The sequence below is a fragment of the Cellulomonas sp. PhB150 genome, from assembly GCF_003755175.1.
GTDB lineage: Bacteria > Actinomycetota > Actinomycetes > Actinomycetales > Cellulomonadaceae > Cellulomonas.
This window is the reverse complement of record NZ_RKHX01000002.1, coordinates 72,477-98,797: the sequence shown is the minus strand read 5'-3', so window position 1 is coordinate 98,797 and position 26,321 is coordinate 72,477. Positions and strand designations below refer to the sequence as shown.

General features: G+C 72.9%; 25 protein-coding genes and 1 pseudogene. 11 read left to right on the top strand and 15 right to left on the bottom strand.

What is annotated here, in order from left to right; translation table 11 throughout:
• Window positions 1-72: 72 nt before the first annotated feature.
• Window positions 73-1,161 (bottom strand): type IV pilus twitching motility protein PilT, encoded by a 1,089-nt coding sequence (locus EDF34_RS07855; protein ID WP_123370829.1) that lies wholly within the window; start codon window positions 1,159-1,161, stop codon window positions 73-75.
• 139 nt (window positions 1,162-1,300) lie between these two features.
• Here EDF34_RS07855 and EDF34_RS18010 point away from each other — a divergent pair, with 139 nt between their 5' ends.
• Window positions 1,301-1,375 carry a 50S ribosomal protein bL37 gene (locus tag EDF34_RS18010; protein ID WP_123371254.1) on the top strand — a complete coding sequence of 25 codons (75 nt, stop codon included), beginning with the start codon at window positions 1,301-1,303 and terminating at the stop codon, window positions 1,373-1,375.
• A gap of 109 nt (window positions 1,376-1,484) precedes the next feature.
• On the opposite strand, the gene rsrA is transcribed toward EDF34_RS18010, so the two are convergent.
• Entirely contained in the window at window positions 1,485-1,796 is a 312-nt protein-coding gene (gene rsrA, locus EDF34_RS07845) for a mycothiol system anti-sigma-R factor (RefSeq protein WP_123370828.1), read from the bottom strand.
• Window positions 1,793-2,431: a sigma-70 family RNA polymerase sigma factor gene (locus tag EDF34_RS07840; RefSeq protein WP_123370827.1), complete on the bottom strand. Its 639-nt coding sequence runs from the start codon at window positions 2,429-2,431 to the stop codon at window positions 1,793-1,795. Before EDF34_RS07840 ends, rsrA begins: the two co-directional genes overlap by 4 nt.
• 308 nt (window positions 2,432-2,739) lie before the next feature.
• On the opposite strand from EDF34_RS07840, the gene EDF34_RS07835 reads away from it, so the two are divergent.
• The 5 genes from EDF34_RS07835 to EDF34_RS07815 all read left to right on the top strand — a co-directional run bounded on the left by EDF34_RS07835 (window position 2,740) and on the right by EDF34_RS07815 (window position 7,250).
• Entirely contained in the window at window positions 2,740-3,258 is a 519-nt protein-coding gene (locus EDF34_RS07835) for a DoxX family membrane protein (protein ID WP_123370826.1), read from the top strand.
• Between the two features lie 68 nt (window positions 3,259-3,326).
• On the top strand, window positions 3,327-4,607 hold the full coding sequence (aroA, locus tag EDF34_RS07830) for a 3-phosphoshikimate 1-carboxyvinyltransferase (protein WP_123370825.1): 1,281 nt from the start codon (window positions 3,327-3,329) through the stop codon (window positions 4,605-4,607).
• Window positions 4,607-5,662, top strand: a complete 1,056-nt coding sequence (gene rsgA, locus EDF34_RS07825; protein ID WP_123370824.1) for a ribosome small subunit-dependent GTPase A — start codon at window positions 4,607-4,609, stop codon at window positions 5,660-5,662. Before aroA ends, rsgA begins: the two co-directional genes overlap by 1 nt.
• Window positions 5,663-5,712: 50 nt before the next feature.
• Window positions 5,713-6,519: a histidinol-phosphatase gene (gene hisN / locus EDF34_RS07820; RefSeq protein ID WP_123371253.1), complete on the top strand. Its 807-nt coding sequence runs from the start codon at window positions 5,713-5,715 to the stop codon at window positions 6,517-6,519.
• Window positions 6,516-7,250, top strand: coding sequence for a class I SAM-dependent methyltransferase (locus tag EDF34_RS07815; protein ID WP_123370823.1), 735 nt, complete (start codon window positions 6,516-6,518; stop codon window positions 7,248-7,250). The genes hisN and EDF34_RS07815 overlap by 4 nt, the downstream gene beginning before the upstream one ends.
• Here EDF34_RS07815 and EDF34_RS07810 read toward each other — a convergent pair.
• The 8 genes and pseudogenes from EDF34_RS07810 to EDF34_RS07780 all read right to left on the bottom strand — a co-directional run bounded on the left by EDF34_RS07810 (window position 7,219) and on the right by EDF34_RS07780 (window position 15,013).
• The gene (locus EDF34_RS07810; RefSeq protein WP_123370822.1) at window positions 7,219-7,986 is read right to left on the bottom strand and encodes an HAD family hydrolase; all 768 of its coding nucleotides are present in this window, start codon (window positions 7,984-7,986) and stop codon (window positions 7,219-7,221) included. The genes EDF34_RS07815 and EDF34_RS07810 overlap by 32 nt on opposite strands.
• A complete protein-coding gene (gene gltX, locus EDF34_RS07805; RefSeq protein WP_123370821.1) occupies window positions 7,983-9,485 on the bottom strand; it encodes a glutamate--tRNA ligase in 1,503 nt (500 codons plus the stop codon). The genes EDF34_RS07810 and gltX overlap by 4 nt, the downstream gene beginning before the upstream one ends.
• A 17-nt stretch (window positions 9,486-9,502) precedes the next feature.
• Window positions 9,503-10,522, bottom strand: coding sequence for a hypothetical protein (locus EDF34_RS07800; protein ID WP_123370820.1), 1,020 nt, complete (start codon window positions 10,520-10,522; stop codon window positions 9,503-9,505).
• A gap of 2 nt (window positions 10,523-10,524) precedes the next feature.
• Window positions 10,525-11,424, bottom strand: coding sequence for an N-acetylneuraminate synthase family protein (locus tag EDF34_RS17680; protein WP_199737776.1), 900 nt, complete (start codon window positions 11,422-11,424; stop codon window positions 10,525-10,527).
• A 117-nt stretch (window positions 11,425-11,541) separates the two neighbouring features.
• Window positions 11,542-12,663 (bottom strand): annotated as a pseudogene (locus EDF34_RS17675) (cytidylyltransferase domain-containing protein); the annotation flags it as partial.
• Between the two features lie 254 nt (window positions 12,664-12,917).
• Complete coding sequence (locus EDF34_RS07790; RefSeq protein ID WP_123370818.1) at window positions 12,918-13,703, bottom strand: fumarylacetoacetate hydrolase family protein; 786 nt, start codon at window positions 13,701-13,703, stop codon at window positions 12,918-12,920.
• Window positions 13,704-13,731: 28 nt separating this feature from the next.
• Window positions 13,732-14,559: a methyltransferase domain-containing protein gene (locus EDF34_RS07785; protein WP_123370817.1), complete on the bottom strand. Its 828-nt coding sequence runs from the start codon at window positions 14,557-14,559 to the stop codon at window positions 13,732-13,734.
• A gap of 67 nt (window positions 14,560-14,626) precedes the next feature.
• Window positions 14,627-15,013 (bottom strand): DUF1304 domain-containing protein, encoded by a 387-nt coding sequence (locus EDF34_RS07780; RefSeq protein WP_123370816.1) that lies wholly within the window; start codon window positions 15,011-15,013, stop codon window positions 14,627-14,629.
• Between the two features lie 54 nt (window positions 15,014-15,067).
• On the opposite strand from EDF34_RS07780, the gene EDF34_RS07775 reads away from it, so the two are divergent.
• Window positions 15,068-15,970, top strand: a complete 903-nt coding sequence (locus EDF34_RS07775; RefSeq protein ID WP_123370815.1) for a 3-methyladenine DNA glycosylase — start codon at window positions 15,068-15,070, stop codon at window positions 15,968-15,970.
• On the opposite strand, the gene EDF34_RS07770 is transcribed toward EDF34_RS07775, so the two are convergent.
• Both EDF34_RS07770 and EDF34_RS07765 read right to left on the bottom strand, forming a co-directional pair.
• On the bottom strand, window positions 15,942-17,861 hold the full coding sequence (locus EDF34_RS07770; protein ID WP_158615064.1) for a carboxypeptidase-like regulatory domain-containing protein: 1,920 nt from the start codon (window positions 17,859-17,861) through the stop codon (window positions 15,942-15,944). The two genes, EDF34_RS07775 and EDF34_RS07770, sit on opposite strands and share 29 nt — an antisense overlap.
• A 96-nt stretch (window positions 17,862-17,957) precedes the next feature.
• Window positions 17,958-18,686, bottom strand: a complete 729-nt coding sequence (locus EDF34_RS07765) for a glutamine amidotransferase (RefSeq protein WP_123370813.1) — start codon at window positions 18,684-18,686, stop codon at window positions 17,958-17,960.
• Window positions 18,687-18,763: 77 nt separating this feature from the next.
• Between EDF34_RS07765 and EDF34_RS07760 the strand changes: the two genes are divergently transcribed.
• Window positions 18,764-19,339: a hypothetical protein gene (locus EDF34_RS07760; protein WP_123370812.1), complete on the top strand. Its 576-nt coding sequence runs from the start codon at window positions 18,764-18,766 to the stop codon at window positions 19,337-19,339.
• A gap of 32 nt (window positions 19,340-19,371) precedes the next feature.
• Here EDF34_RS07760 and EDF34_RS07755 read toward each other — a convergent pair whose 3' ends face one another.
• Window positions 19,372-20,997: an HNH endonuclease signature motif containing protein gene (locus EDF34_RS07755; RefSeq protein WP_123370811.1), complete on the bottom strand. Its 1,626-nt coding sequence runs from the start codon at window positions 20,995-20,997 to the stop codon at window positions 19,372-19,374.
• 131 nt (window positions 20,998-21,128) lie between these two features.
• On the opposite strand from EDF34_RS07755, the gene EDF34_RS17825 reads away from it, so the two are divergent.
• Window positions 21,129-21,971 carry an SDR family NAD(P)-dependent oxidoreductase gene (locus tag EDF34_RS17825; protein WP_123370810.1) on the top strand — a complete coding sequence of 281 codons (843 nt, stop codon included), beginning with the start codon at window positions 21,129-21,131 and terminating at the stop codon, window positions 21,969-21,971.
• Window positions 21,956-22,486 carry a GNAT family N-acetyltransferase gene (locus EDF34_RS17820; RefSeq protein WP_233575266.1) on the top strand — a complete coding sequence of 177 codons (531 nt, stop codon included), beginning with the start codon at window positions 21,956-21,958 and terminating at the stop codon, window positions 22,484-22,486. The genes EDF34_RS17825 and EDF34_RS17820 overlap by 16 nt, the downstream gene beginning before the upstream one ends.
• A gap of 31 nt (window positions 22,487-22,517) precedes the next feature.
• On the opposite strand, the gene EDF34_RS07740 is transcribed toward EDF34_RS17820, so the two are convergent.
• Entirely contained in the window at window positions 22,518-23,663 is a 1,146-nt protein-coding gene (locus EDF34_RS07740) for a N(5)-(carboxyethyl)ornithine synthase (protein WP_123370809.1), read from the bottom strand.
• On the opposite strand from EDF34_RS07740, the gene EDF34_RS07735 reads away from it, so the two are divergent.
• On the top strand, window positions 23,662-26,295 hold the full coding sequence (locus EDF34_RS07735) for a DEAD/DEAH box helicase (RefSeq protein WP_123370808.1): 2,634 nt from the start codon (window positions 23,662-23,664) through the stop codon (window positions 26,293-26,295). The genes EDF34_RS07740 and EDF34_RS07735 overlap by 2 nt on opposite strands.
• Window positions 26,296-26,321: the final 26 nt, after the last annotated feature.

Below are 26,321 nucleotides of genomic sequence, written 5' to 3'. Positions count from 1 at the left end.
AAATCAACTGGCCGGGACGACGAACGGCGCGCGGCCGGGGGCCGCGCGCCGTTCGTCTGGAGGGGTCCGAGGTCAGGCGACGAGGCCGGCCTGGCGGAGCTCGACCATGAGGTCGTGGGGGTTCGACGAGGCGGAGACCGCCTCCTCCTGCGTGATGATGTCGTCGCGCACCATCTGGAACAGGTGCTGGTCGAACGTCTGCATCTTGTAGTAGTCGCCCTCGCGGATGAGGTCGATCAGCGGCGGCGCGTCGGACGGGTCGAGGATCGCCTCGGCCGTGCGGCCCGTGTTGACCATGACCTCGATCGCCGGGCGACGGCCGTTGCCGTCCGCGCGGCGCACGAGACGCTGCGAGACGATGCCGCGCAGCGCCTGCGCGAGCGCCACGCGCACCTGCTTCTGCTCGTGCAGGGGGAAGAAGTCGACGATGCGGTTGATCGTCTCGGGCGCGTCGATCGTGTGCAGGGTCGAGAGCACGAGGTGACCGGTCTCGGCCGCGGACAGCGCCGCGCGCACCGTCTCGATGTCGCGCATCTCGCCGACGAGGATGACGTCCGGGTCCTGGCGCATCGCGGCACGCAGGGCCGCGGTGAAGTCGGCCGTGTCCTGGCGGATCTCGCGCTGGGAGACGATCGCCTTCTTGTCCTGGTGCAGGATCTCGATCGGGTCCTCGATCGTGACGATGTTGACCTCGCGGTAGGTGTTGATGAGGTCGACCATCGACGCGAGCGTCGTCGTCTTGCCGGAGCCGGTCGGGCCGGTGACGAGCACGAGGCCGCGCGGCTCGAGCGCGAGCTCGCCGACGACCTCGGGCACGTGCAGGTCGCCGAGCGACTGCGCGCCGACCGCGACGCGGCGGAAGACCAGTCCGTACGTGCCGCGCGCCTGGTAGGCGTTGACGCGGAACCGACCCACGCCCGGCAGCGAGTACGCGAAGTCGGCCTCGTGCGTCTGGCGGAACTCGGCGACGAGGTCGTCGGGCAGGACCTCCTCGAGCATGCGCTCGGTGTCGGCCGGCTTGAGCTCGGGCACCTGGAGCTTGCGCAGCCGACCGTCGACCCGCACGCGGGGCGACGAACCCACCTTGCAGTGCAGGTCGGAGCCGCCCGTGCTCGCGAGGGCGTGCAGGAAAGGGATCACGGACTGTGTCGGCTGGCTCACGTCCGTTGCATCGGCCCGCGCACGCCCGAACTTGAGCGCGCAGGGGTCCGATTCCCGTCTGCGGGCGGGTCTGTGGGAGGATGCAGGGTCGTCGTGCACGCCGTGCAACCGGCGTTGTGCACAACCCAGAGGAGATCCCATGAGCAAGCGTGGTCGCAAGCGCCGCTCCCGTGCAGGGAGTTCCGCGAACCACGGCAAGCGTCCCAACGCCTGAGGCGATGGAACGCGGCCGGTCCGCGAACTGGTGAAGGCCCCGAGCGCAGCTGCGCCGGGGCCTTCGTCGTACCAGTGGGTCGTACCAGTGGGTCGTACCAGTGCTCAGGTCAGCTGGAGCGCTCGACGATCGTCGTACGGACCTGCAGAGTGACGATGTGCGCGCGGATCTTGGCGCGCAGCTCGTCGGGCGCGGACTCGTCCTGGGAGTAGCAACGCCGCACGAGCTTCTTCACGACGAGCTCGACGTCGTGCTCGTCGAGGCAGCCGACGCACCCCTCGAGGTGCTGCTTGACGCGCTCGGCCTCCGGGCCCTCCAGCTCCGAGTCCAGGTACGCCCAGAGCTCGCTGACCGCCTCGTCGCAGCCGCAGTCCTGCGCCACCGGAGCAGCGCCCGCTCCGGGTTCGGTCCACTCGCTCATCGTTCACCCTCCGTGCCGGCCGGAGCTGCCGCGACCAGACCGCGTCCTCGCGCGTAGTCCGCCAGCATCTCCCGCAGCTGCCCACGCCCCCGGTGCAACCGCGACATCACGGTGCCGATGGGCGTGCCCATGATCTCGGCGATCTCCTTGTACGCGAACCCCTCGACGTCGGCGAGGTAGACCGCGATGCGGAACTCCTCGGGGATGCGCTGGAGCGCGTCCTTGACGTCGGAGTCCGGCAGGTGGTCGAGCGCCTCCGCCTCGGCCGAGCGCAGGCCCGACGAGGTGTGCGACTCCGCCCTGGCCAGCTGCCAGTCCTCGATCTCCTCCGCGTGCGACTGCTGCGGCTCGCGCTGCTTCTTGCGGTAGGAGTTGATGTACGTGTTCGTGAGGATGCGGTACAGCCAGGCCTTGAGGTTGGTGCCCGGGCGGTACTGGTGGAACGCGGCGAACGCCTTGGCGAACGTCTCCTGCACCAGGTCCTCGGCGTCCGCCGGGTTGCGCGTCATGCGCAGGGCAGCGCCGTACAGCTGGTCCAGGTAGACCAGCGCCTCGGCCTCGAAACGTGCGTTGCGGGCTGCGTCGTCCTCGGACTCAGGAGCCCGGTTCGTGTCCCCGTCGATGTCCTCGCTCATTGCCCATGAGCCTATGCCGGAAACCTGGGTGTCACCGCGCGGCGTCGGGGGTGACTGCCACGGGGTCAGGTCGGCCACGTCGTAGCGGGCCGGGGCGTACGGGGTCGGCAGTCGGTCGACGGGTCGCGTCGAGGGACGTGTCGGGGCGGCACAGGGCATACGCGGCACAACCGCCACGCCCCCGCGCGCATTCCCGGCCCGCACCCGTCGCGGGCGTCGCCGCCGCGGACTAGCGTGACCGCAGAGGGCCGCCGGCACGCGCGGTCCGTGTCACGTCGCCCGACGAGGGCCGACGACGAGGAGTGACTGTGCTGCTGCGCCGCATCGCCCGCCCGCTGTTCGCGACCTGGTTCATCACCGAGGGTCTCGACGTGGTCCGCCACCCGGCCGCCCACGCCGCCGACGCCCGTGGTGCGCTGAAGCTGCTCGAGAAGCGGTTCTCGGTCGACGTCCCCGAGCTGAGCGACCGCCAGCTCACGACGGCCGTCCAGGCGCACGGCGTGGCCCTCGCGGGCGCCGGCGCCCTGCTGGCCGTGGGGCGCGCCCCGCGCACGGCCGCGCTCGCGCTCGCCGTCCTCACGGCTCCGCTGATCGTGGTGAACCTGCCCGACAAGGAGGCCGACCGCGACGCCACGCTGAAGAAGGCGCGGCGCGAGCGGCTCGTGCGTGCGCTGGCGTTCACGGGCGGCGCGATCCTCGCCGGGATCGATCTCGAGGGGCGTCCGGGCGTCACGCGTCGCGTGCAGGACGCATGGGAGGCCCGGCCCGGCGTCTCGTGGCGTGCGCAGAACGCCTGGGAGCACCACAAGCCCGCGTCCGACGACTGACGGGTCCGGCCCGTCCGTTCCGCGAGCGCGCCCCGGCCGCGCACGGCCCGGCGACTAGCCTGAGCCGCATGACGACCGCGACCGCTCCCCTCTGGCCGGCCCCCCTCGCGACCGGGCCGCTGGACGCCGTCGTCGCGGTGCCCGGCTCGAAGTCGTTGAGCAACCGCTACCTGGTGCTCGCGGCCCTCGCCGACTCCCCCAGCCTGCTGCGCAGCGTGCTCGCCTCGCGCGACACCCACCTCATGGCCTCCGCGCTCGAGACGCTCGGGATCACCGTGGACCGCGGCACCGACTGGCGCGTCGAGCCCGCCGTCATGCGCGGGTCGGTGACGATCGACTGCGGCCTGGCCGGCACGGTGATGCGCTTCCTGCCCGCCGTCGCCGCGCTCGCCGACGGGCCCGTGCACTTCAAGGGCGACGTCGAGGCGCTCGCGCGTCCCATGGGGCCGGTGATCCGCGCGCTGCAGGCGCTCGGCGTGCGGGTCGACGAGGAGGGCGAGCCCGGACGACTGCCGTTCACGGTGCACGGCCGCGGCTCGGTCCGCGGCGGTCAGGTCGACATCGACGCGTCGGGGTCCAGCCAGTTCGTCTCGGGCCTGCTGCTGGCCGCGGCGCGGTTCGAGCAGGGCCTCGTCGTGCGCCACACCGGACCGACGCTGCCGAGCCTGCCGCACATCGAGATGACGGTCGCCGTGCTGCGGGCCGCGGGCGTGCAGGTCGACGACTCCCGCCCCGCCATCTGGGAGGTCGCGCCGGGCCGCATCGCCGGCCGCGACGTGCGCGTCGAGCCGGACCTGTCGAACGCCGCCCCCTTCCTGTGCGCCGCGATGGTCACCGGCGGCACGGTGTCCGTGCCCGGCTGGCCCGCGCAGACCACGCAGCCCGGCGGCCTGCTGCCCGGCTTCCTCGAGCGGATGGGCGCGCGAACCTCGCTCGACGGCGACGTGCTCTCGGTCACCGGCACGGGCGCGATCCACGGCGTGGACCTCGACCTGCACGCGGCGGGCGAGATCGCGCCGACGATCGCCGCCCTCGCCGTGCTGGCCGACTCCCCCACCCGCCTGCGGGGAATCGCCCACCTGCGCGGTCACGAGACCGACCGCCTGGCGGCTCTCGCCGCCGAGATCACGCGGCTCGGCGGCCAGGCGGAGCAGACGTCCGACGGCCTGGTCATCACGCCGCGACCACTGACCGGCGGTGCCTGGCGCACCTACGCCGACCACCGGATGGCCACCGCGGGCGCGCTCGTCGGCCTGCGGGTCCCCGGCGTGGAGGTCGAGGACGTCGCGACGACGGCCAAGACGATCCCCGACTTCGTCGGCCTCTGGACCGCGATGCTGGGCAGCTGATGGCGCAGCGCAAGTACGACGAGCGCGACGTCCGGGTCCGCGCGACCCGCGGCTCCCGACCGCGCACCAAGCAGCGCCCCGAGCACGCCGACGCGGTGTCCGCACTGGTCACGGGCGTGGACCGGGGGCGCTACACCGTCCTCGTCGACGCCGGCGGGCCCGACGAGCACCGCACCGTGGCCATGAAGGCGCGCGAGCTGGGCCGCGACCGCGTGGTCCCGGGCGACCGCGTGGACCTGGTCGGGGACTCGTCCGGCGACGAGGGCAGCCTGGCCCGCATCGTGCGGATCACCGAGCGCCGCACGGTCCTGCGCCGGACGGCCGACGACACCGACCCGGTCGAGCGGATCATCGTCGCGAACGCCGACCAGCTCGTCATCGTCACCGCGCTCGCCGACCCCGAGCCGCGCACGCGCATGATCGACCGCTGCGTCGCTGCGGCCTACGACGCGCGCATGGACGTCCTGCTCGCGCTCACCAAGTCCGACCTGGCCGACCCGGCCGAGCTGGTCGCGATGTACTCCCCCATCGGCGTCAAGGTCGTGGTCACCCAGACCTCGGGCGCCAAGGACGAGCGGGTCATCCACGGGCTCGACGACCTGCGGGCGGCGCTCGACGGGCGGATGTCCGTGCTCGTCGGCCACTCCGGCGTCGGCAAGTCGACCCTCGTCAACGCCCTCGTGCCCGACGCGCTGCGCGCCACCGGCATCGTCAACGACGTCACCGGCCGCGGCCGGCACACGTCGACCTCGGCGGTGGCGCTGCGCGTGCCCAGCACCGACGAGCCCACCTGGGTCATCGACACCCCGGGCGTGCGCAGCTTCGGGCTCGCGCACGTCGACCCCCAGCACCTGCTCGGCGCGTTCGCGGACCTCGCCGAGGTCGCCGAGGAGTGCCCCCGCGGCTGCACCCACGCCGACGACGCCCCGGACTGCCTGCTCGACGAGTGGGTCGCCGACGCGCCCGACGACGAGACCAAGGCGGCCCGCGGCGCGCGGCTGGAGTCGTTCCGGCGGCTGCTCGCGAGCCGCCTCGGCGACGTCGACCGGTCCTGAGACGTGGGCCCTCCCCGATCGGGACGGGCCCGACCACTAGCGTGGGCGCCATGAGCCTGCGCCCCGGGTACGACGACGACCTGCGCCTCGCGCACGTGATGGCCGACCAGGTGGACGGCCTGACGATGTCCCGCTTCAAGGCGCTCGACCTGCGCGTCGAGACCAAGCCCGACCTGACGCCCGTCTCCGACGCCGACAAGGCCGCCGAGGAGCTGATCCGCGGCCAGCTCGCCCGCGCCCGCCCGCGCGACGCGGTGCACGGCGAGGAGGGCTCGGACACCGGCCACGGGCCGCGTCGGTGGGTCGTCGACCCGATCGACGGGACCAAGAACTTCGTCCGCGGCGTGCCCGTGTGGGCCACGCTGATCGCGCTCATGGAGGGCGACGAGGTCGTCGTCGGCCTGGTCAGCGCCCCCGCGCTGGGGCGGCGCTGGTGGGCCGCCCAGGGGACGGGCGCATGGAGCGGCAAGTCGCTCGCGGCGGCCTCCCGCCTGCGGGTCTCCGCGGTCGACCGGCTCGCGGACGCGTCGCTGTCCTACTCGAGCCTGTCCGGGTGGGAGCAGCACGGCAAGCTCGACGGCTTCCTCGACCTGACCCGCTCGGTGTGGCGCACACGCGCGTACGGCGACTTCTGGTCCCACGTGCTCGTCGCCGAGGGCGCGGTCGACCTGTCCGCCGAGCCCGAGCTCGAGCTGCACGACATGGCGGCGCTCGTGCCGATCGTCACCGAGGCGGGCGGGCGGTTCACCTCGATCCGCGGCGTGCCGGGGCCGCTCGGCGGGTCCGCGCTGGTGTCCAACGGGCTGCTGCACGACGAGGCGCTCGCGCACCTCGACCCGCTGCCCGCCCTGTCATGACGTCGCACGGCGAGCGCGCCGGGTCCTTCGAGCGGGGCGCGGCCGACTACGCCGCGAGCCGCCCGGACTACCCGGACGCCGCCGTCGACTGGGCGATCCCGCCGGGCGCCCGCGACGTGCTCGACCTCGCGGCGGGCACGGGCAAGCTCACGGCGTCGCTGGTCGCGCGCGGGCTCGACGTCGTCGCGGTCGAGCCGTCGGCGGCGATGCGCGCCGAGCTCACGCGACTGCTCCCCGACGTGCGCGCGCTGGCGGGAACCGCCGACGCCACCGGGCTGCCGGACGCGTCGGTCGACGCCGTGACGGTCGCGCAGGCGTGGCACTGGTTCGCCCCCGCGACCGCGTCGGCGGAGATCGCCCGGGTCCTCCGGCCGCGCGGCCGGGTCACCGTGCTGTGGAACGTGCGCGACGAAGCCGAGCCGTGGGTCGCGGCGTTCGGCGAGATCCTGCACCGCGGGGACCCGATGCCGACGCACTACGTGCAGCCCGCGTTCGGCGGCGAGCTCGAGGCGATCGAGGCCGCCGAGTTCCGCTGGACGCAGCGCTTCCGCCCCGCGAACCTGCGCGCCCTGGCGGCCAGCCGCTCGTTCCTGCTCACGATGGCGCCCGACGAGCGGGAGTCACGCCTCGCGGAGGTCGACGCGCTCGTCGCCACGCACCCCGCCCTCGCGGGTCAGGACGTCGTGGACCTGCCGCACGTCACGCGCGCGTGGCGGGCGTCCCGGCGCTGATCCCGAGCAGCCCGAGCACGCCCGGCAGCTCGTCGAGCGAGGCGATCGTCGTGACGTCCGCCTCGGCGATCTCCGCGTCGCTGATCGCGTGCCGGCGGCCGCCGGGGCGGTCGACCCAGATGCCGACGAGCCCCGCGTCTCGCGCCGCGACCGCGTCGACGTCGAGCTCGTCGCCGACGTACGCGGTGCGCGCGGGGTCGGTGCCGAGCAGGCGGCAGGCCTCGAGGAACACGCGCGCGTCGGGCTTGCCGAAGCCGAGCGTGTCGACGCCGACGAGCATCGGCACGCGCGCCAGCAGCCCGGACCGCTCGAGCTTGTCGGTCTGGTACGCCACGGACGCGTTGGACAGCGCCCCGACGGCGAGCCCGGCCGCGAGCAGCGCGTCGACCACGGCCGACGCGTCGTCGTGCGCCACCCAGGCGGCCCGGAAGCCGCCGTCGAACACCGCGTCCCACTCGTCGAACGTCCCGGCGTCCAGCACGGGTCCCCCGAACGCGGCGTGCACCTCGTTGGCGCGCGCCAGCCGCTGCTCGACGTACCCGACCTCGCCGCGCGTGTACGCGGAGTAGTGCCCGTTGATGTCCTCGCGCCACATCGTGACGAGCTCGGCGTCGCGCTCCGGCGGCAGGTCCGGCAGGTAGCGGCGAGCCGTCGCGGACCACGCGTGCCCGAAGGCCTCCCGGGTCGCGACGAGCGTGTCGTCGATGTCGAACAGGACCCCCTCGAGGCCCGTCACAGGGTGGCGCGCAGAGCGGCGATGCGGGCCAGTGTGGACTCGCGGCCCAGCAGCTCCATCGACTCGAACAGCGGCGGCGAGACGCGGCGGCCGCTGACCGCCACGCGCAGCGGCGTGAAGGCGACACGCGGCTTGATCCCCAGGCCGCCCTCGTCGACCAGCGCCGCCTGCAGGGCCTCCTGCGTCGCGGCGGTCGTGAACTCCGGGAGCTCGGCGAGCACGGCCGCGGCGGCGTCCAGCACGGCGGCGGACTCCTCGCGCAGCGCACCCCGCGCGTCGTCGGCGACCGCCAGCTCGTCGTCGGGAGTGAACAGGAACCCCAGCATCCCGACGACCTCACCCAGCAGCGTCATGCGCTCCTGCACGAGCGGCGCGGAGGCCGTCAGCAGGTCCTGCTGCGTCGCGGACAGGTCCGCGAACGAGTCGGCGGGCACGAGTCCCGCGGCGTGCAGGTACGGGACCAGGCGGTCGCGGAAGTCCTCGGGTGCGAGCAGGCGCACGTGCTGGCCGTTGATCGCCTCGGCCTTCTTCAGGTCGAAGCGCGCCGGGTTCGGGTTCACGTCGGCGACGTCGAACGCGGCGACGAGCTCGTCGGGCGTGAACACGTCGCGGTCCGCGGACAGGCCCCAGCCCAGCAGGGACAGGTAGTTGAGCAGCCCCTCGGGCAGGAACCCGCGCTCCCGGTGCAGGAACAGGTTCGACTCGGGGTCGCGCTTGGACAGCTTCTTGTTGCCCTCGCCCATGACGTAGGGCAGGTGCCCGAACTGCGGCATGACGGTCGCGACGCCGATGTCGAGCAGCGCCCGGTAGAGCACCACCTGGCGCGGCGTGGAGGACAGCAGGTCCTCGCCGCGCAGCACGTGGGTGATGCCCATGAGGGCGTCGTCGACCGGGTTGACCAGCGTGTACAGCGGGTGGCCGTTACCGCGGACGATGACGAAGTCTGGCACCGAGCCGGCCTTGAAGGTCACGTCGCCGCGCACGAGGTCGGTGAACGTGACGTCCTCGTCGGGCATCCGGACGCGCAGGACGGGCTCGCGGCCCTCCTCGCGGAAGGCCAGCTTCTGCTCGTCCGTCAGGTCGCGGTCGAAGCCGTCGTAGCCGAGCTTGGGGTCGCGCCCCGCCGCGCGGTGGCGCGCCTCGGTCTCCTCGGGCGTCGAGTACGACTCGTAGACGTGGCCGGCCTCGACGAGGCGGCGGACGACGTCCGTGTAGAGGTCGTAGCGCTGCGACTGCCGGTACGGCTCGTGCGGGCCGCCGACCTCGACGCCCTCGTCCCAGTCGAGCCCGAGCCACCGCATCGCGTCCAGGAGCTGGGTGTAGCTCTCCTCGGAGTCACGCGCGGCGTCGGTGTCCTCGATGCGGAAGACGAATGTCCCGCCGGTGTGCCGGGCGTAGGCCCAGTTGAACAGCGCGGTGCGGATCATCCCGACGTGCGGCAGGCCCGTCGGGGACGGGCAGAAGCGCACACGGACGGCCGGCGAAGGGGTGGTGGTCACCGGTCAAGGGTAGGCGCTCAGGACACCGCACGTTCGCGGTTGAGGCGGTTCGCGGGGCGCAGCGCCAGCACGCTGGACAGGTGCTCGCGCACGTCCGGGGCGGCGTTGCCGGTCCACCAGTCGTCGGGCACCGGACGAGCCTGGACGCGCACGCCGGTCGAGGAGTGCAGCGCGTCCAGCAGGACGTACGCGGTCGACGGCAGGCAGACGACGCGCTGCGGCGCCCGCAGCCCGCGCAGACGCATCTCGACCGGCAGGCCCGCCTCGTCGACCCGCACGCCGGGCAGCGCGGCCAGCCGTGCGACGACCGCGGGGTCGCTGCGGCGGTGCGGCAGGTAGGCCACCGGACCGAACTCGGCGAGGCTCTCGATCCACTGCACGTAGGGGTCGGCGCGCACCCAGCCGTCGGCCACCAGGCCGGAGCCGACGACCACCACGGGCTCGGCCGGTGCGATCGGCGGCGGCTGCGTGGCGAGCCACTCGAACCGGTGCGAGACGACCTCGACGCCGATCCCGTGCAGGTGGGTCATCAGCGGGACGTCGAGCGGCATCGCCGTGAACATCGTGACCCGGCCCTGCTGGGCGAGCTTGCGCAGCCTGCGGGTCACCAGGGCGCCGAGGCCCTGGCGCGCCGCACCCGCGACGCCGCCGGAGCGCCGGCTCGCGCGGACGGCGGGTGATCCCGCCACCAGCGCGCGAGCCAGCGTGACGGTCGCGAGGCCGTCGTCGAGCAGGACGACGCGTCCGCGCGGGCTGCGCCGCACGAAGGCGGCCTGCCACTGCCCGGAGAACGCGTCGCCGACGAGCCAGGCACCCCGGGGGGCCGACGACGCGTCGTCGGCGGTGGCCCCCAGGTGCAGGACGACACCGTCGGGGAGCCCCGCGGCGTCGAGCGTCCGTGCGGCGGCGTCGAGCGCGGGCACGCCGGAGCGCACCCGGATCTCGGTGCGTGCCCCGGCCAGGCCGGCGGCGTGCGCCTCGAGCGCCCCCAGCAGCTGCAGGGGCGACTCGACGACGGCGACGGACGCGGTGCCCATGGTCAGGCGCCCACGCGGCGCAGGCGCGACATCGGGGCGAGCTCGCCGGGCATGACGCGCTTCACGCCGTCGCCGAGCGCCTCCTGCAGGATGCGGATGTCGCGCACGAGGTGCTCGAGGCCGGCCGGCTCGAGCGAGGACGCCTGGTCGGAGCCCCACATCGTGCGGTCGAGCGTGATGTGCCGCTCGACGGCGACGGCGCCCAGGGCGACCGCAGCCAGCGAGATCTGCAGGCCGCGCTCGTGGCCCGAGTAGCCCACCGGGACGCCGTAGCGCTCGCGCAGGGTGTCGATGGTGCGCAGGTTGGCCTCCTCCGGAGGAAGGGGGTAGGTCGACGTCGCGTGCAGGATGACCAGGTTATCCGTGCCCAGGATGTCCACCGCGTCGTCGATCTGCTCGAGCGTCGACATGCCGGTCGACAGGATGATCGGCTTGCCCGTGCGGGCCAGCTCGCCGAGCAGCTCGGTGTCCGTCAGCGAGGCGGACGCGACCTTGTGGGTCGGCACGTCGAGGCCCTCGAGGAACTCGACCGACGGCACGTCCCACGGCGAGGCGAACCACTGCAGGCCACGCTCGGCGGCGTGCTGGGCGACCTTCTGGTACTGCTCGCGGTCGAACTCCACGCGGTAGCGGTAGTCGAGGTACGTCATCTCGCCCCAGGGCGTCTGACGGATCTTGTCGCGCATGTCGACCGGCGTGCTGATCTCCGGGGTGCGCTTCTGGAACTTGACGGCCTGCGCGCCCGCGTCAGCGGCCACGTCGATCAGGCGGCGCGCGATGTCCACGTCGCCGTTGTGGTTCAGGCCGATCTCGCCGATGACGTACACGGGCTGGCCGTCGCCGACCAGGTGCTGGCCGATGCTGACGGGCGTGATGTCGGTACGGGCGTCGGTGGCGGTCATGCGGGTGATCCCTCCAGGGGTCGTCGTCGCGGCCGGACGGTCGTGACGGGTCGTTCTTGTGGGGGTGCGAGCTGCGACGATGCGGTCGCAGACCTCGCGGACAGCGCCGTCCCCGCCGCGCCGGTCGAGGACCAGGCGGGCGGCGGCACGGACACGGGGGTGGGCGTCGGCGACGGCCACGGGCCACCCGACGCGGGACATGGCACCCAGGTCGTTCACGTCGTTGCCGACGTACGCGACGCGCTCGGGGTCCAGGCGGTTGACGGCGATCCACTCGTCGAGGGCGGAGGCCTTGTCGGCGATGCCGTGCAGCACGTCGACGCCGAGCTTGTCGGCGCGCGCGCGGACCACGGGGTTGCGCTCCGTCGACAGGATGAGGAGCGGCACGTCGGCGCGGCGCAGCAGGTCGACGCCCATGCCGTCGCCGCGGTGCACGCGCACGGACTCGACGCCCGCGCCGTCCACGTAGGCGTGGTCGTCGGTGTGGACGCCGTCGAAGTCGGTGACCAGGGCGTCGACGTCGAGCTCGCCCGTCGGTGCGGGACCGGCGAGGACCCGTGCGCGCTCGAGGTCGGCGGGCTCGTCGATCTCCATCGCGGTGCGCTCGTCGACCGCCTGCAGCGCGACCCGGCCGAAGAACCGGGTGCCCGCCTCACGCAGGCCCGTGGTGCGCATCGTGTAGAACGCGCCCGTCTCGCGGAAGTGCGGCGCCCGGTCCTGCCGGCGCGGACGGTGGTCGAGCGTGTGCCCGACGGGCGTCACGGCGCCGTCGGTGAGCACCCACTGGAAGTCGTGGGTGGGGGCGACGGCGATGACCACGTCGGCCTCGTCGGCCAGCACCCGGGCGACCGAGGCGCCCAGGTCCGCCGGGTCGACGAACGGCGAGGTGCACTGCAGCAGGACGGTGACCGCGAACTCGTCGTCCAGCGCGTCCAGCGCGTGCAGGACCGCGGACTCCGACGAGGCCGTCGAGCCCGAGAGCTCGGCGGGGCGCTCGACGACGTCCGCGCCGTGGCGGCGGGCCTCGTCGGCGATTCCGGCGTGGTCGGTGGAGACCACGACGCGCGTGACGCCGGGCGCCGCGAGCGCGGAGTCGACCGCGCGGCCGACGAGCGAGGCTCCCCCGACGTCGGCGAGGTTCTTCAGCGGCACGCCCTGCGAGCCACCCCGCGCGGGGATGACCACGAGCACACCGGGTGCCGTCGGCGACTGCTCGTCGCGTCGGCTGGTTCCTGACATGCCGCGAACGTAACGACGGGCGATGACCCGCGGTCGACGCCCGAGCACCGCGCGGGCGAACGCTCGGTACAGCCGGTGAACGGTGGCTGAACGACGCGCCCGGGCGCGTGGTCAGCCGCCGCCGTCAGGCGCGGCGGAGGACCGGGTTCCTCAGCACGCTCGCCTTCCCGCGGCGACGGCGTGGCAGGGTCAGGCGCGGCGCAGCACCGGGTTCCTCAGCACGCTCGCCTTCCCGCGGCGACGGCGTGGCAGGGTCAGGCGCGGCGCAGCACCGGGTTCCTCAGCACGCCGATCTCCTCGACCTCGCACTCCACGACGTCCCTGTCCACGATCGGGCCCACGCCCGCGGGCGTGCCGGTGAGGATGACGTCGCCGGGCAGGAGGGTGAAGACCTCGGAGATGTAGGAGACGAGGTAGGCCACGTCGAAGACGAGCTGCGAGGTGCGGCCGTCCTGGCGGGTCTCGCCGTTCACGCGCGCCTTGACCGCGAGGTCGGAGACGTCCAGGCCGGGGACGATCCACGGGCCGATGGGGCACGAGCCGTCGAAGCCCTTCGCGCGGGTCCACTGGTCGTCGCTGCGCTGGATGTCGCGCGCGGTGACGTCGTTGGCGACCGTGTAGCCGAAGACGTGGTCGAGGGCGCGCTCGATCGGGACGTCCTTGGTGACCTTGCCGATGACGACGGCCAGCTCGGCCTCGTGGTCGACGTGCTCGGTCCAGTACGGCAGGACGATCGGGTCGTCAGGGCCGATCACCGAGGTGTTGGGCTTGAGGAACAGCAGCGGCGCGGGCGGGAGCTCGTTGCCGAGCTCGGCCGCGTGGTCGGCGTAGTTGCGGCCGACGCCGATGATCTTCGAGCGCGGGATGACGGGCGCGAGCAGCCGCACGTCGTCCTGGTCCAGCGGGATCCGCTCCCCCGTGGGCTGCACGGGCATGTAGAGCGGGTCGCCCGTCACGACGACGAGCTCCTCGTGGCCGGGCTCGCCGTCGACGAGCGCGTAGCGGGGGTCGTTGCCGGTGGTGAATCTCGCGATACGCACCGGAGCAGCCTAGTCGGCCGACCGGGCGTCAGGCGCGGGCGAGGACCTCGCCGTGCAGCACCGTGAACCAGCCGTCGGGCTGGTGGCCCCACTCGCGCCAGGCGTCGGCGAGCAGCTCGAGGCCGACCTCGTCGGCCAGGCCGTGCTCGATCGCCTGCGCGGCGAAGTTGGAGGCGACCGACCGGTCGGCCCACAGCCCGGCCCACCACTCGCGGTCCTCGGGCGTCGCGTAGCACCACGTCCCTGCGCTCGGCGCGATGCCCGCGGGGTCGAAGCCGGCCTCGCGCACCCACGACAGCAGGCGGCGGCCGGCGTCGGCCTCGGCGCCGTTCGCCTGGGTGACCTCGTGGTAGAGCGCGAGCCACTCGTCGAGCCCCGTGGAGCGCGGGAACCACGTCATGCCGGAGTAGTCGGCGTCGCGGACTGCGACGATGCCACCGGGCTTGGTCACGCGCCGCATCTCGCGCAGCGCGGCGACGGGGTCGGTGAGGTGCTGCAAGACCTGGTGGGCGTGCACGACGTCGAAGGAGTCGGCGGGGAACGGCAGGCGGTAGGCGTCCGCGACGTCGAAGGTGACGTTCGCCTGCGCGTCCTTCGCAGCCGCGCGGGCGATCTCGATCACGGCCGACGAGGTGTCGACGCCGACGACCTCACCGGGCGCGAGCCGCTGCGCGAGGTCGATCGTCACCGTGCCCGGACCGCAGCCCACGTCGAGCAGGCTCTGCCCGGGGCTCAGCAGCGGCAGCAGGTAGGCGGCCGAGTTCTCGGCCGTGCGCCACCGGTGCGACCGGAGGACCGACTCGTGGTGCCCGTGGGTGTAGACGTCCTGCGGGGCGGGGGATGCGTCGGTGCTCACACGGAACTGTAGGCCGTCCCGGGGGGCGGAGTTCAAGGCCCGGGACGCATTCGTCCGCGATGCGAGATCAGTCGACGAGCTCGAGGATCGCGAGAACCACCGCGAACGCGGGCAGCACGCCCTGGATGGCGGCCGCTCGGGCCATCTGGGGCTGCGGGATCACCAGGACGAGCGCCGCCGCGACCATCGAGCCGCAACCGAGCAGGATCAGCGCCAGACCCGTCGTGGGGTCGTCCCCGGTCGCCAGGACCACCCCGACGATCGTGCCGACCGCGAGGAACAGGTTGTAGAACCCCTGGTTGAACGCCCACGGCCTGGCCGCCTCGACGTCCTCCGCCCGCGTCCCGAACCGGCTGTGCACCGCCGGCCGCGTGAACAGGACCGACTCCATCACGAAGAACATCACGTGCAGGAGGGCGGCGAGCGTGGCGAGGACCAGGGCGAGGGTGAGCACCGTCGCAGTCTGTCGGGGGCTCGGCACGGGGACAAGCACACCTACCCTGGGACCGTGACGATCACCGCCTCCCCGACCCGGCTGCCGGCCTCGTCGTGGACCGCGGCGGCCGACGAGCACGCCGCGCGCGCCGACGCGCTGACCGCCGATCACCGCGAGCGCCGGTCCCGCGGCGAGAAGCACGCGGTCGAGGACTTCCTGTTCGAGTACTACCCGACGAAGCCCGCGGTCCTGCGCGTGTGGCACCCCGGGGCGGGGGTCGTCCTCGAGCCGGGGCCTGACGGGCCGTCCCTCCTGGGCACCAAGCGCTGGTACACGACCGACGACGAGGGCGCGGTGACGCTCGACCTCGACGGGTTCCTCGCCGAGCGCGGGGAGGCTGCGCGGTTCCTCGTCGGGCTGCTGGGCGCCACCGCCTCACGGCCGGCGTTCACCGGCTGCTTCGGCCTGCACGAGTGGGCCATGGTCTACCGCGAGGCCGACGACGAGCACCGCCACCCCCTCCCCCTGCGCCTGGGCGGTGCCGGCACCGACGCCGTCGTCGAGTCGCACCGCATCCGCTGCACCCACTTCGACGCGTTCCGCTTCTTCACCCCGGACGCGACCTCGCGCAACACGCTGGAGCCGACCCGCGCCAACCAGGTGGCGATGGAGCAGCCCGGCTGCCTGCACGCCGCGATGGACGTCTACAAGTGGGCCACCAAGCTCGGCCCGCTCGTGCCGGGTGACCTGCTGCTGGACTGCTTCGAGCTCGCACGCGAGATCCGGTACACCGACATGGCGGCCTCGCCCTACGACTTCTCGTCGTACGGCCTGACACCCGTGGCGATCGAGACGCCCGAGGGCAAGGCCGAGTACGTCGCGCGGCAGCGCAGCTACGCGGAGCGCTCGAACATCCTGCGCATGCGGCTGGTCGCCGCCTGCGACCTCAGCGCACCGACACCGTCTTCGCCCTGACGGTCTTGCCTGCCTTCGCCGTGGCCGCGACGTAGGCGTTGCGGTAGCCACCGACGTAGGTGGGGTCCGACACCCGGAGGTCGGTTCGCCCGGCACGGGCCCCGGTGATCGTGTAGACGCCCGACGAGTTCGTCTTCGCGCTCCGGCCGTCGAGCGTCTCCACCCTCACGCCGACTGCCGGCTTGCCCCGGGAGTTGAGCACGGTTCCTGTGATCGCCGCCCCCCTGGCGAACCGCAGGTTCCTCGCGAGGGACTTGCCCTTCTTCACGGTGACGCCGACGCGGGTCCAGCCGTCGGATCCGGACTTCGGCTTCGCGGTGATCGTGTAGGCGCCGGCGACGGCCGCCTTGACGGAGTAGGCGCCGCGGCTGTTGGTCCTGACCTCGGCGTAGACCATTCCGTACCTGTCGGCCACGGTGACCAGAGCAGACTTCGCGGGCTTGCCGGCGGCGGTCCGCACGACACCCTTGACAGTGACCTGCTTCCCGCGAGTGATCGTGCCGAACGAGACCTGCGTGTGAGCCCTGACGGTGATCTTCTTGCGGATGTTCGAGCCGTCGACGTGCACCCAGTACGTGCCTGAGCGGAGCCCGGCGAAGCCCACCCAGCCATCGCTGTCGGGCCGGAACGTGCCGAGCCACTGACCGTTCGATGCGAGGAGCGACACGTCTTGCTTCGATACGCGTGAGCCGCTGGTCTTGATCCGACCGTAGGCGATCGCGTCCTGGGACAGCGTCAACCGCGACGCGGTGACTTTGTGGCCCTGACTGGCCGTCACCGTCTTGACGCCGTGGGCTGGCACGTTGCGCGTGCCACCCCACACGCTGATCGTGACCTTGCCCGACGGAAGGCCACGCAGCGTGTAGCGACCCTTCGAGTCCGTGGTGGCCTTGGCCGAGCCAGCGCGGCCGACGCTCTGCGCCTCGACGGACACGTGCTTCGCGGGCTTCCCGCTGCGGTTGACCACGGTTCCCGTCACCGTCGCGCTGGCGACCAGTGCGATGTCGGCGTTCGTCACGGAGCGCCCGATGCTCGCGGTGACCTTCTTCGCATCCGGTTTGCGCACGGTGTTGCCGTAGTAGGTCCGGAAGTTCGAGCTGCCGCTGTCGACCCACGGCGAGACGCTCGTGCCGGGCTCGACCTGCTCGTGGAAGACACCGGCCGACGACGAGTGCGACGCGACGTTGCCGAACCAGACGAAGGAGTCGAGGCCCTTGCCGCCCAGGGTCACGCGCCCACCGACCCACGACGTCGCGTAGATGCGGACGTCGGCGGCGAGCAGATCGACGCCATCGTGCACCGCGAGCGTCTGCCGAGGGGCGTCGGTGCGGTAGTTGTCGGCAGTCGCCTGGACCGAGTAGCTGCCAGTGCGCACCTGCGCGGTGAAAGCGCCCTTGGCGTCCGCTCGGACATCGAAGGACGCGTTCGCGGTCGTGCTGTAGCCGGAGACCTCGGCCCACGGAACACCCTTGCCGGTCACCGCGTCCCGCACGGCGCCGGAGACCGTCGCGACGTGCTGGTCGACGACCGAGATCGAGACCGGCGCACCGGCGATGGTCACGGCGGTGTCGTACGACGCGTTCCAGTCGTAGATGCTCGAGACCCGGACCGTGTAGTCACCCTCGGGGACGGTCGGGAACAGGACGCCACCCCCTGCGTACGTGTTCCCCACGACGACACGCCCGTCCGGGATGCCGTCGGAGTTGGCGTCGAGGGTCGGGTCGGAGCCCGGCACCCACACCTCGACCAGCTCACCCGAAAGCGGCTTGCCCGTGCCGGACACCACGGTGACCGTGAGCGCATACGTGCCAGCCGCAGTTGCCGCGGGCGCTCCCGCGACCCCCAGCACCACCGCCAGCGCGGTCACCACAACGACGAATCGAGCCTTCACGGCGGTCCCCCTGCTTTGCGACGCGCGCTCATCGCGTGCCACGGGCACCTTGTCAGAGTCACGATGTGCCGCGGCAGCAGCCGAACGGGTGACGCTTCAGTCGCGCGCGTACCGCTCGACGAACGCCGCGAGCACGCGGTGGGCGTGGCGGACGTCGGCGCCGCGCACGCCCGCGAGGACGTCGTCGGCCTCGCCCGGCTGGTAGTACCCGTAGTCGCGGTACACGCGGATCCGGCTGCTGATCCCCTCGACGTCCAGCTCGGGGTGGAACTGGGTCGCGTACAGGTGGGTGCCGACCCGGAACATCTCGACCGGGCAGGTCGGTGAGGACGCGAGCAGGGTGGCACCCGGCGGCAGCACGCGGCAGGCCTCCTTGTGCCCGACGAACGCCTCGAACGCAGCCGGCATCCCGGCGAGCAGCGGGTCCGCGCGACCCTCGTCGGTCAGGGTGATCGTCACCGGGCCGATGGGCTCTCCGTACGTGCCGTCGATGACCGCACCCTGGTGGACGCCGAGCGTGCCGACGCCGTAGCAGGCACCGAGGAACGGGAAGTCCGCCGGCACGAGGCGGTCGAGCAGCGCGGCCATCTCCGCCTCGACGCGCACCTGCACGTCGGACTTGGTGGTGCTGCTCGCGTCGAACGGGCTGCCGCCGACGATCACGCCCGAGATGGCATCCAGGTCGATCGGGGGCATCGGTCCGGCCTCGAGCCGAATCCGGACGAGCTCGGACGGCTTCAGGCCGGAGTAGCGCAGCATCGCCGCGTACTCGCCGTCGGCAGCGACGTCCTCGGCGCGCGTCGCCAGCAGGACGAACGGCAGCATCCTCCGAGGCTAACCAGGTGAGGCGCCCGCCACCCGTCGGGGCTCAGGTCGCCCCAGCATCGTGCCGATGCAGCGCCATGACCGCGTTCCGGGTGGCACTCGTCGGGGTGCTCGTGCTGCTCGCGGGCGTCGCGGGGGCATGCGTGCTCGTGCTGCGCGGCGGTGGCACGCCCGACCTTCCGCCGATGGCGGTCGAGACGATTGCCGCGAACCCCGACATCGCGCTCCCGCAACGCCTCGACGTGGAGTCCACCGCTGAGGGCTGCCGGGGGTACTCGGTGCGGATCCCGACGGCGCGGGTGATGGGGACGCCCGGGTCGAACGCGCGCGCACTCATGCTCGACGCGAACGACTCTGCCCTCCTGCTGACGTGCATGAACACGACCTCGACGACCGGCGACCTCGAGTCGTTCGTCGCCGAGAAGATCGCCCACCCGACGGGGAGCATCCGCACGCTGCCCACCGCCACCGAGGTGCACAGCCCCTACGGCCGGGCGATCCGGACGGAGTCGGTCGTCGGCGCGAAGACACTCACCGAGTGGTTCACCGAGCGGGACGGCATGACGTGGGGCGTCGGCTACCTCCACCCGGCCGACGACGCGTCACAGCAACCGACCGTCGAGGCCGTGCTCGCGAGCTGGTCCTGGTCCTGAGCTGATCTCGGCGAAGGCACGACGAGCCGCGTTCAGCTGGCGAGGCTGCTCAGCGTGTTGCGGTACTGGCTGTCGAGGACGTCGAGGATGCGGGTGGGTGAGCTGGTGGCTCGGTGCCACCCGTGATCATCTGAGCTGCGGCCCTCGTCGTTGTCCGTTCCGGGGGCTGGGTGTGGTCCGGCTCGGGTGAGGGATCGCAGCCAGGCGGGTGCGCGGACTTCGGGGACGCCGTTACGGACGCGGATCTGCCAGCCGGAGGTCTCGATGGTGCGGTGGTGGTACCAGCACAGCAGGGCGCCGTTGGAGGTGTGGGTGCCGTCGGGGTCGTCCTTGTGGGCGGTGATGTGGTGGACCTCGCACCAGCCGGCTGGGACGTGGCAGCCGGGGATGATGCACCCGCCGTCGCGCAGGGCGATGGCGCGGCGTTGGTGGCCGGTGAAGCACCGTTCGGGTGACCACAGGCCGATGACGGCGCCGAGGTCGTCCAGGGCGACGCGTTGGGTGGTCCCGGAGCAGGCGAGCTGGGCGACGGCGGCCATCGACATCGGCAGCGGGCCCCCGAACCGGTCACCGGAGAACGTGGCACCGGTGCCGCGGCGCGCTTGCAGGTCGTCCTGGCGCACCGAGATCAGCACGGTCGGGGAGTTACCCGCCACGGAGCGTTGATCGGCGACCCGCGCCGCGGCCCCCAGGGCCATCGCGAGCACGTCGTGCATCAGCTGCGGCCCGGTCCTGGGGTCGGCCGGGACCTGCTCGCAGCGCAGCGGACCATCGCCTCCCAGGTCGTCGATGTCGACGTCGGCCGCGAGGTCGAACAGGGCGGCCGAGCAGTCGTCAGGCGCAGCGGCATCGTCACCGCCCGCCTCAGCGGCAGCCTCGTCGTCCGCCGCGCCTGTCGTGGCGGGGTTGGTCACGTCGGGGGTGCGGGGGTTGGTGCAGGCGTCGGCGAACGCGGACAGGGCGGCGGCGACCTCGGGCAGCAGCAGCCCGTTGATCCGCACCAGCCCGCGGTGCAACCCACCCAGGCGCAACGCCCGTCGCGCGAGGTCGGTCTCGGGTGGGGCGGTGCCGTCCTGGTCGAGGAACCCCGCCCACGTCCCCGCCTGCACCCGCACCGAGTCCGCATCGACCGGCGGCACCCCACCCGGCTCGTCGGCCAGGCACGCCGCGACCAGCTCGGCCTCCGCGACAGCGACATCGCCGTCCCCGGCCACCGCACGCACCAGGTTCAGGTTGTCCACGATCGTCAAAGCGGCATCGATGTTGATCCGCCCCGCAGCCACGGCGGCCGCCACCGCAGGGAACGGCGCCGGCACCGGCGCACCGCTCAACCCCGTCGACTCCTGGACCGCGCGCCCCAACCGCAACCACCGCGACACCGTCGTGTTCGCCGATCCCGTGACCCGGCGCAGCAGCTCACGCGAGCTGCGGCACCCACGACCCGCCGCCAACCCGTCACGGCCACGCCCGCTGCGCTCGTCGACCTCCACCGCCAACGCCGCCCGCCACGCATCGACCTGACGACCGATCGCCTCCAACCTCACCAGACCAGCCAGGACGTCATCGTCGGCCCAGCCCGAGACCTCGAAGCCCGAGCACGGCGCATCGAGCGCAGCGCGCACCAGCGCCGCCGCATCGACCACCACCGCCTCCGTCATGTCTGAATTCTCCCACCGACCACTGACACAACCTCGAACACACGTTCGAAGGAGGCGCGGCCGCGACCCGTCCCCCGAGCAAACGCGCCGGACAGACGACACGCCCGCCCCACCCGGCGCAGACTGGCCCCATGACCACCCCGCGCACCCTCGTCGTCACCGGCACGTCCTCCGGCATCGGCCTGTCCACCGCCGTGCTCGCCGCCCAGAGCGGCTGGCAGGTGGTCGCGGCGCTCCGCGACCCGTCACGGGCGAACGCCCTCCGAGACAGGGCCGAGAAGGAGGGCGTCGCGCTGGACGTCCGCGCGCTCGACGTGACGCGCACCGACGACGTCGACGCCCTCGTCGCGGACGTCGTCGAGACCTACGGCGGCCTGGACGCCGTCGTCAACAACGCCGGCGCGGGCCTGGTCGGCACGGTCGAGACCTTGACCCTCGACGACTTCCGCCGCTGCATGGAGGTCAACTTCTTCGCGGTCGTCGCCGTCAGCAAGGCGGCGCTCCCCCACCTGCGCGCGAGCCGCGGGCGCCTCGTCACGGTCTCGAGCGTCGGCGGCATCGTCGGGCAGCCGTTCAACGAGGCGTACTGCGCGGCGAAGTTCGCCGTCGAGGGCTTCCTCGAGAGCCTGCACCCGGTCGCCGCGGCGGCCGGGGTCGGTGTCGTCGTCGTCGAGCCGGGCGCCGTCGCCACGTCGTTCGCCGGGACGGCTGTGAGCGACCGCGACGCGCTGCTCGCCGGGGCCGGGCCCTACGCCGACTCGTTGCGCGCGTACCTCGCGCGCACCGCCGGGGCGTTCGCCAACGCGCAGGAGGCCGACGGGGTCGGCGCGGTGATCCTCGACGCGCTCGAGAGCTCGGCCCCCGCGTTCCGGGTCCAGACCTCGCCGACCGCGAGCGCGTTCGTGGGCATGAAGCTCGCCGACCTCGACGGATCGACGGTGACGACGGCGACGCGGTCGTGGATCGACGCCTGACCATCCGGCCCGCGACGTCCGCCGACGCGGCCGCCTGCGCCCGGATCTACGCACCGTTCGTGCTCGACACCGCCGTCACGTTCGAGACGGAGGCCCCGTCGCCCGACGAGATGGCGCGCCGCATCGCCGCCGCGCACGTGTGGCTCGTGGCAGAGTCCGACGAGCCCGACGACCGCATCGTCGGCTACGCGTACGCCGGCACCTTCCGCGCACGGCCCGCCTACCGGTGGACCTGCGAGGTCAGCGCCTACGTGCGCAAGGGGCACGAGGGCGAGGGCATCGGGCGCGCGCTCTACGAGCACCTGCTGGCGACCCTCACGGAGCGCGGCTTCCGGACCGCCGTCGCGGGCATGACGATGCCCAACGACGCGAGCGCCGGCCTGCACCGCGCCCTGGGCTTCGAGCCCGTCGGGACCTACCGCGAGGTCGGGTGGAAGCTCGGCGCGTGGCGCGACGTGCACTGGGTGCAGCGCACGCTCGACGCGAGCGACGGCGCGCCACGCGAGCCGAGCTGACCGGTCAGCCCACGACGGCGGGCCGACCGGTTCAGCCCGCGACGGGGTGCGGCCAGGTGGCCGACCGTCCCTGGAACGCGAGGATCTTCGGGTTGACCACCACGCCGTCGCGGATCTCGATGGCGCGGGCGATCGTCGGGTCGTCGTCCCATGCCGTCGGACCGTCCATGACCGAGCGCAGGAACGGCAGCACGGCCTCGCTGATCCCCCAGGTCGCGCTGCGCCAGAGCACCCCGGGGCTGTGGTCGGCGCCGTAGTACGTGACGCCGTCGCCGACCGTGAACGTCGGGGCGGACAGCGGCGTCGGGTCGGCGAACTCGAAGCCCATGCCCGCGTCGCAGGACACGTCGACGAGCAGCGTGCCGGGCGCGAACAGCGCCAGCTCGTCGTTCGTCACGAACATCAGCGGCGCGTCCGTGTCCTGCAGCGCGCAGTTCACGACGATGTCGTGGTGCGCGAGGAACTCGGCGGTGGGCACCGACTCCTCGCGCGTGACGACGAGCGTGCGCCCGGAGTCGTCGTCGACCCGCTCGAGCTGTTCCATCACCACGGACGGGATCGGTGACGCGACGGCCATCGTGTCCCGCAGGGTCAGGACGGTGACGTCGTGCACGCCGAGCGCGTGCAGCGCGGTGACCGCCCCACGAGCCGCGTTGCCGAACCCGAGCACCGCGGCGGTCAGGGGGCGGCCGTAGCTCCCCGTCGACCCCGTGAGCGTCAGCGCGTGCAGCACCGACGCGTACCCCGCGAGCTCGTTGTTCAGGTTGAACACGTGCAGCACGAACCGGCCCGACGGGCTCCAGTGGTTCATCGCCTCCCAGGCGACGAGGGTCAGCCGCCGGTCGATCGCGGCCTGCGCGAGGTCCGCGTCCTGCACCGCGTGCGGCCAGCCCCACAGGACCTGACCCTCGTGCATCTGCTCCAGGTCGGACAGGACGGGCTTGGGCAGCAGCACCACGTCGGACTCTGCGAGCAGCTCGGCCCGCGTCCGCAGGCCTGCGACCTGCGCCTTCAGGACCTCGTCGGGCACGCCGTACTGCGCGCCGTACCCGTGCTCGAGGTAGATCGAGGCCCGCAGGTCCTCGTCGATCCGCTCGAGGTGCTGCGGGTGGATGGGAAGTCGGGACTCGTTCTCCTTGCCCGAGGTGCACGGCACCCCGAGGGACAGCCTGGCCATGTGGCCACCTTCCGTAGGCCTCGACCATCGCACACGTGCGCCCGACGAGCCCCAGCGCGCGTGCGAGGATCGGGCCGTGCCCACCCTCGCCGACCGCATCCCGGCCGACCCCACCGACCCGGACGCGCTCTACGAGGCGTTCGTCGGGTGGACCACGGAGCGCGGGCTCAGCATGTACCCGCACCAGGAGGAGTCGCTGCTCGCCCTGGTCTCCGGGGAGCACGTCATCGTCAGCACCCCGACCGGCTCGGGCAAGTCGCTCATCGCGACGGCGGCCCACTTCGTCGCCCTCGCGCAGGGCCGGCGCACGTTCTACACCGCGCCGCTCAAGGCGCTCGTCAGCGAGAAGTTCTTCGCGCTCGTGGAGGCCTTCGGGTCGGCCAACGTCGGCATGATGACGGGCGACTCGTCGGTCAACAACGACGCCCCGATCATCTGCTGCACGGCAGAGATCCTGGCCAACCTCGCCCTGCGCGACGGCCCGGGCGCGGACGTCGGCCAGGTCGTCATGGACGAGTTCCACTTCTACGCCGACCCGCAGCGCGGCTGGGCGTGGCAGGTGCCGCTGCTCGAGCTGCCCCGCGCCCAGTTCGTGCTGATGTCCGCGACGCTCGGCGACGTCTCGTTCTTCGCCGACGACATCCAGAAGCGCACGGGCACCGAGGTGGCGGTCGTGCAGACCGCCGAGCGCCCGGTCCCCCTGAACTTCGCCTACGCGATCGAGCCGCTGCACGAGCTGCTCGACGAGCTCGTCAAGACGCAGCGCTCCCCCGTCTACGTCGTCCACTTCACGCAGAAGGAGGCCGTCGAGCGCGCACAGTCGCTGCTGTCGACGCCGCTGGCCAGCCGCGAGAAGCGCGACGCGATCGCCGAGGAGCTCGGCGCGTTCCGCTTCGGGCCCGGCTTCGGCAAGACCCTGTCGCGCCTGCTGCGGCACGGCGTCGGCGTGCACCACGCGGGGATGCTGCCCAAGTACCGCCGCGTCGTGGAGCGCCTCACGCAGAAGGGCCTGCTGCCCGTCGTCTGCGGCACGGACACGCTCGGCGTCGGCATCAACGTGCCCATCCGGACCGTGGTGCTCACCAGCCTGGTCAAGTACGACGGCGTGCGGATGCGGCACTTGTCCGCCCGCGAGTTCCACCAGATCGCGGGACGCGCGGGCCGCGCCGGCTTCGACACGGTCGGCGAGGTCATCGTGCTCGCGCCGGACCACGTGATCGAGAACCGCAAGCTGCTGGAGAAGGCGGGCGACGACCCGAAGAAGCTCAAGAAGATCGTCCGCAAGAAGGCCCCCGAGGGGCACGTCAACTGGACCGACAAGACGTTCGAGCGGCTGCGCGACGCCCCGCCCGAGCCCCTGACGTCGAGCTTCCAGGTGACGCACGCGATGGTCCTGCACGTGCTGGCCCGCAGCGTCGACGGCGGCGACCCGGTCGCCGCCATGACCAAACTGCTCACCGACAACCACGAGCCCGAGGGCGCGCAGGGCCGCCACGTCCGCCAGGCGATCGCCGTCTACCGCTCGCTGCGCGCGGCCGGCGTCGTCGAGCGCACCTGGGTCGAGGACCCGAGCGCACCGCACGGCCGCCGTCGCACCGTGCGCCTCACGCACGACCTGCCCGCCAACTTCGCGCTCAACCAGGCCTTGTCCCCGTTCGCCTACGCGGCCCTCGACCTGCTCGACCGTGAGGACCCCGCCTACGCGCACGACGTCGTCAGCGTCCTGGAGTCCACGCTCGACTACCCGCGCCAGGTGCTCGCGGCGCAGGAGAACCGCGCCCGCGGCGAGGCGGTCGCGGCCATGAAGTCCGAGGGCATCGAGTACGACGAACGCATGGCCCTGCTCGAGGGCGTCACCTACCCGCGCCCGCTCGCCGAGCTGCTCGACGCGGCGTTCGTGCTCTACCGCCAGACCAACCCGTGGGTGGCCGACCTGACCCTGTCGCCCAAGTCCGTGGTCCGCGAGATGCACGAGCGCGCGTCCACGTTCGCCGAGTACGTCTCGCACTACCAGCTGGACCGCACCGAGGGCATCCTGCTGCGCTACCTCGCGGACGCCTACCGCACGCTGCGCCAGACCGTCCCCGAGGACGCCCGCACCGAGGAGCTCTGGGAGCTCATCGAATGGCTGGGTGACCTGGTCCGCCGCACCGACTCGAGCCTGCTCGACGAGTGGGAGCGCCTGTCGAACCCGCTCGACGAGCACGGTGCCGACGCCCCCGGCGGGGTCGACGAGGACACGCCCGAGCCGCTCACGGCCAACCCCCGCGTGCTGCGCGCCCTGGTCCGCGGCGCCATGTTCCGCCGCGTCGAGCTCGCCGCGCGCGAGGCCTACGGAGCGCTGGCCGCACTGGGCGACGTCGACGAGGACGGCGAGCCGTGGACCGCGGACCGCTGGTCCGCCGCGCTCGACCCGTTCTACGACGACCACGACGAGATCCTCACCGGGCCGCCCGCCCGTGGCCCGGCGCTCTTCCAGGTCACGCCCGCACCGGGCACGTGGCGCGTGCGGCAGGTGCTCGACGAGGCCGAGGGCGACCACGACTGGCGCATCGACGCGGTCGTCGACCTCGCGGCGTCCGACGAGGTGGGCGAGATCCGGCTGCGGATCGCCGCGGTCGGCGCGCTCTGACGGCGGGCGGCCGCCCCGGGGCCTGC

Excerpts from the sequence above, each read along its gene's own strand:
- rsrA (WP_123370828.1), bottom strand. The coding sequence starts at position 1,796 with ATGAGCGAGTGGACCGAACCCGGAGCGGGCGCTGCTCCGGTGGCGCAG.
- EDF34_RS07840 (WP_123370827.1), bottom strand. The coding sequence starts at position 2,431 with ATGAGCGAGGACATCGACGGGGACACGAACCGGGCTCCTGAGTCCGAG.
- aroA (WP_123370825.1), top strand. The coding sequence starts at position 3,327 with ATGACGACCGCGACCGCTCCCCTCTGGCCGGCCCCCCTCGCGACCGGG.
- rsgA (WP_123370824.1), top strand. The coding sequence starts at position 4,607 with ATGGCGCAGCGCAAGTACGACGAGCGCGACGTCCGGGTCCGCGCGACC.
- hisN (WP_123371253.1), top strand. The coding sequence starts at position 5,713 with ATGAGCCTGCGCCCCGGGTACGACGACGACCTGCGCCTCGCGCACGTG.
- EDF34_RS07815 (WP_123370823.1), top strand. The coding sequence starts at position 6,516 with ATGACGTCGCACGGCGAGCGCGCCGGGTCCTTCGAGCGGGGCGCGGCC.
- EDF34_RS07800 (WP_123370820.1), bottom strand. The coding sequence starts at position 10,522 with ATGGGCACCGCGTCCGTCGCCGTCGTCGAGTCGCCCCTGCAGCTGCTG.
- EDF34_RS17680 (WP_199737776.1), bottom strand. The coding sequence starts at position 11,424 with ATGACCGCCACCGACGCCCGTACCGACATCACGCCCGTCAGCATCGGC.
- EDF34_RS07765 (WP_123370813.1), bottom strand. The coding sequence starts at position 18,686 with ATGCTGCCGTTCGTCCTGCTGGCGACGCGCGCCGAGGACGTCGCTGCC.
- EDF34_RS07760 (WP_123370812.1), top strand. The coding sequence starts at position 18,764 with ATGACCGCGTTCCGGGTGGCACTCGTCGGGGTGCTCGTGCTGCTCGCG.
- EDF34_RS07755 (WP_123370811.1), bottom strand. The coding sequence starts at position 20,997 with ATGACGGAGGCGGTGGTGGTCGATGCGGCGGCGCTGGTGCGCGCTGCG.
- EDF34_RS17825 (WP_123370810.1), top strand. The coding sequence starts at position 21,129 with ATGACCACCCCGCGCACCCTCGTCGTCACCGGCACGTCCTCCGGCATC.
- EDF34_RS07735 (WP_123370808.1), top strand. The coding sequence starts at position 23,662 with ATGTGGCCACCTTCCGTAGGCCTCGACCATCGCACACGTGCGCCCGAC.
- EDF34_RS07740 (WP_123370809.1), bottom strand. The coding sequence starts at position 23,663 with ATGGCCAGGCTGTCCCTCGGGGTGCCGTGCACCTCGGGCAAGGAGAAC.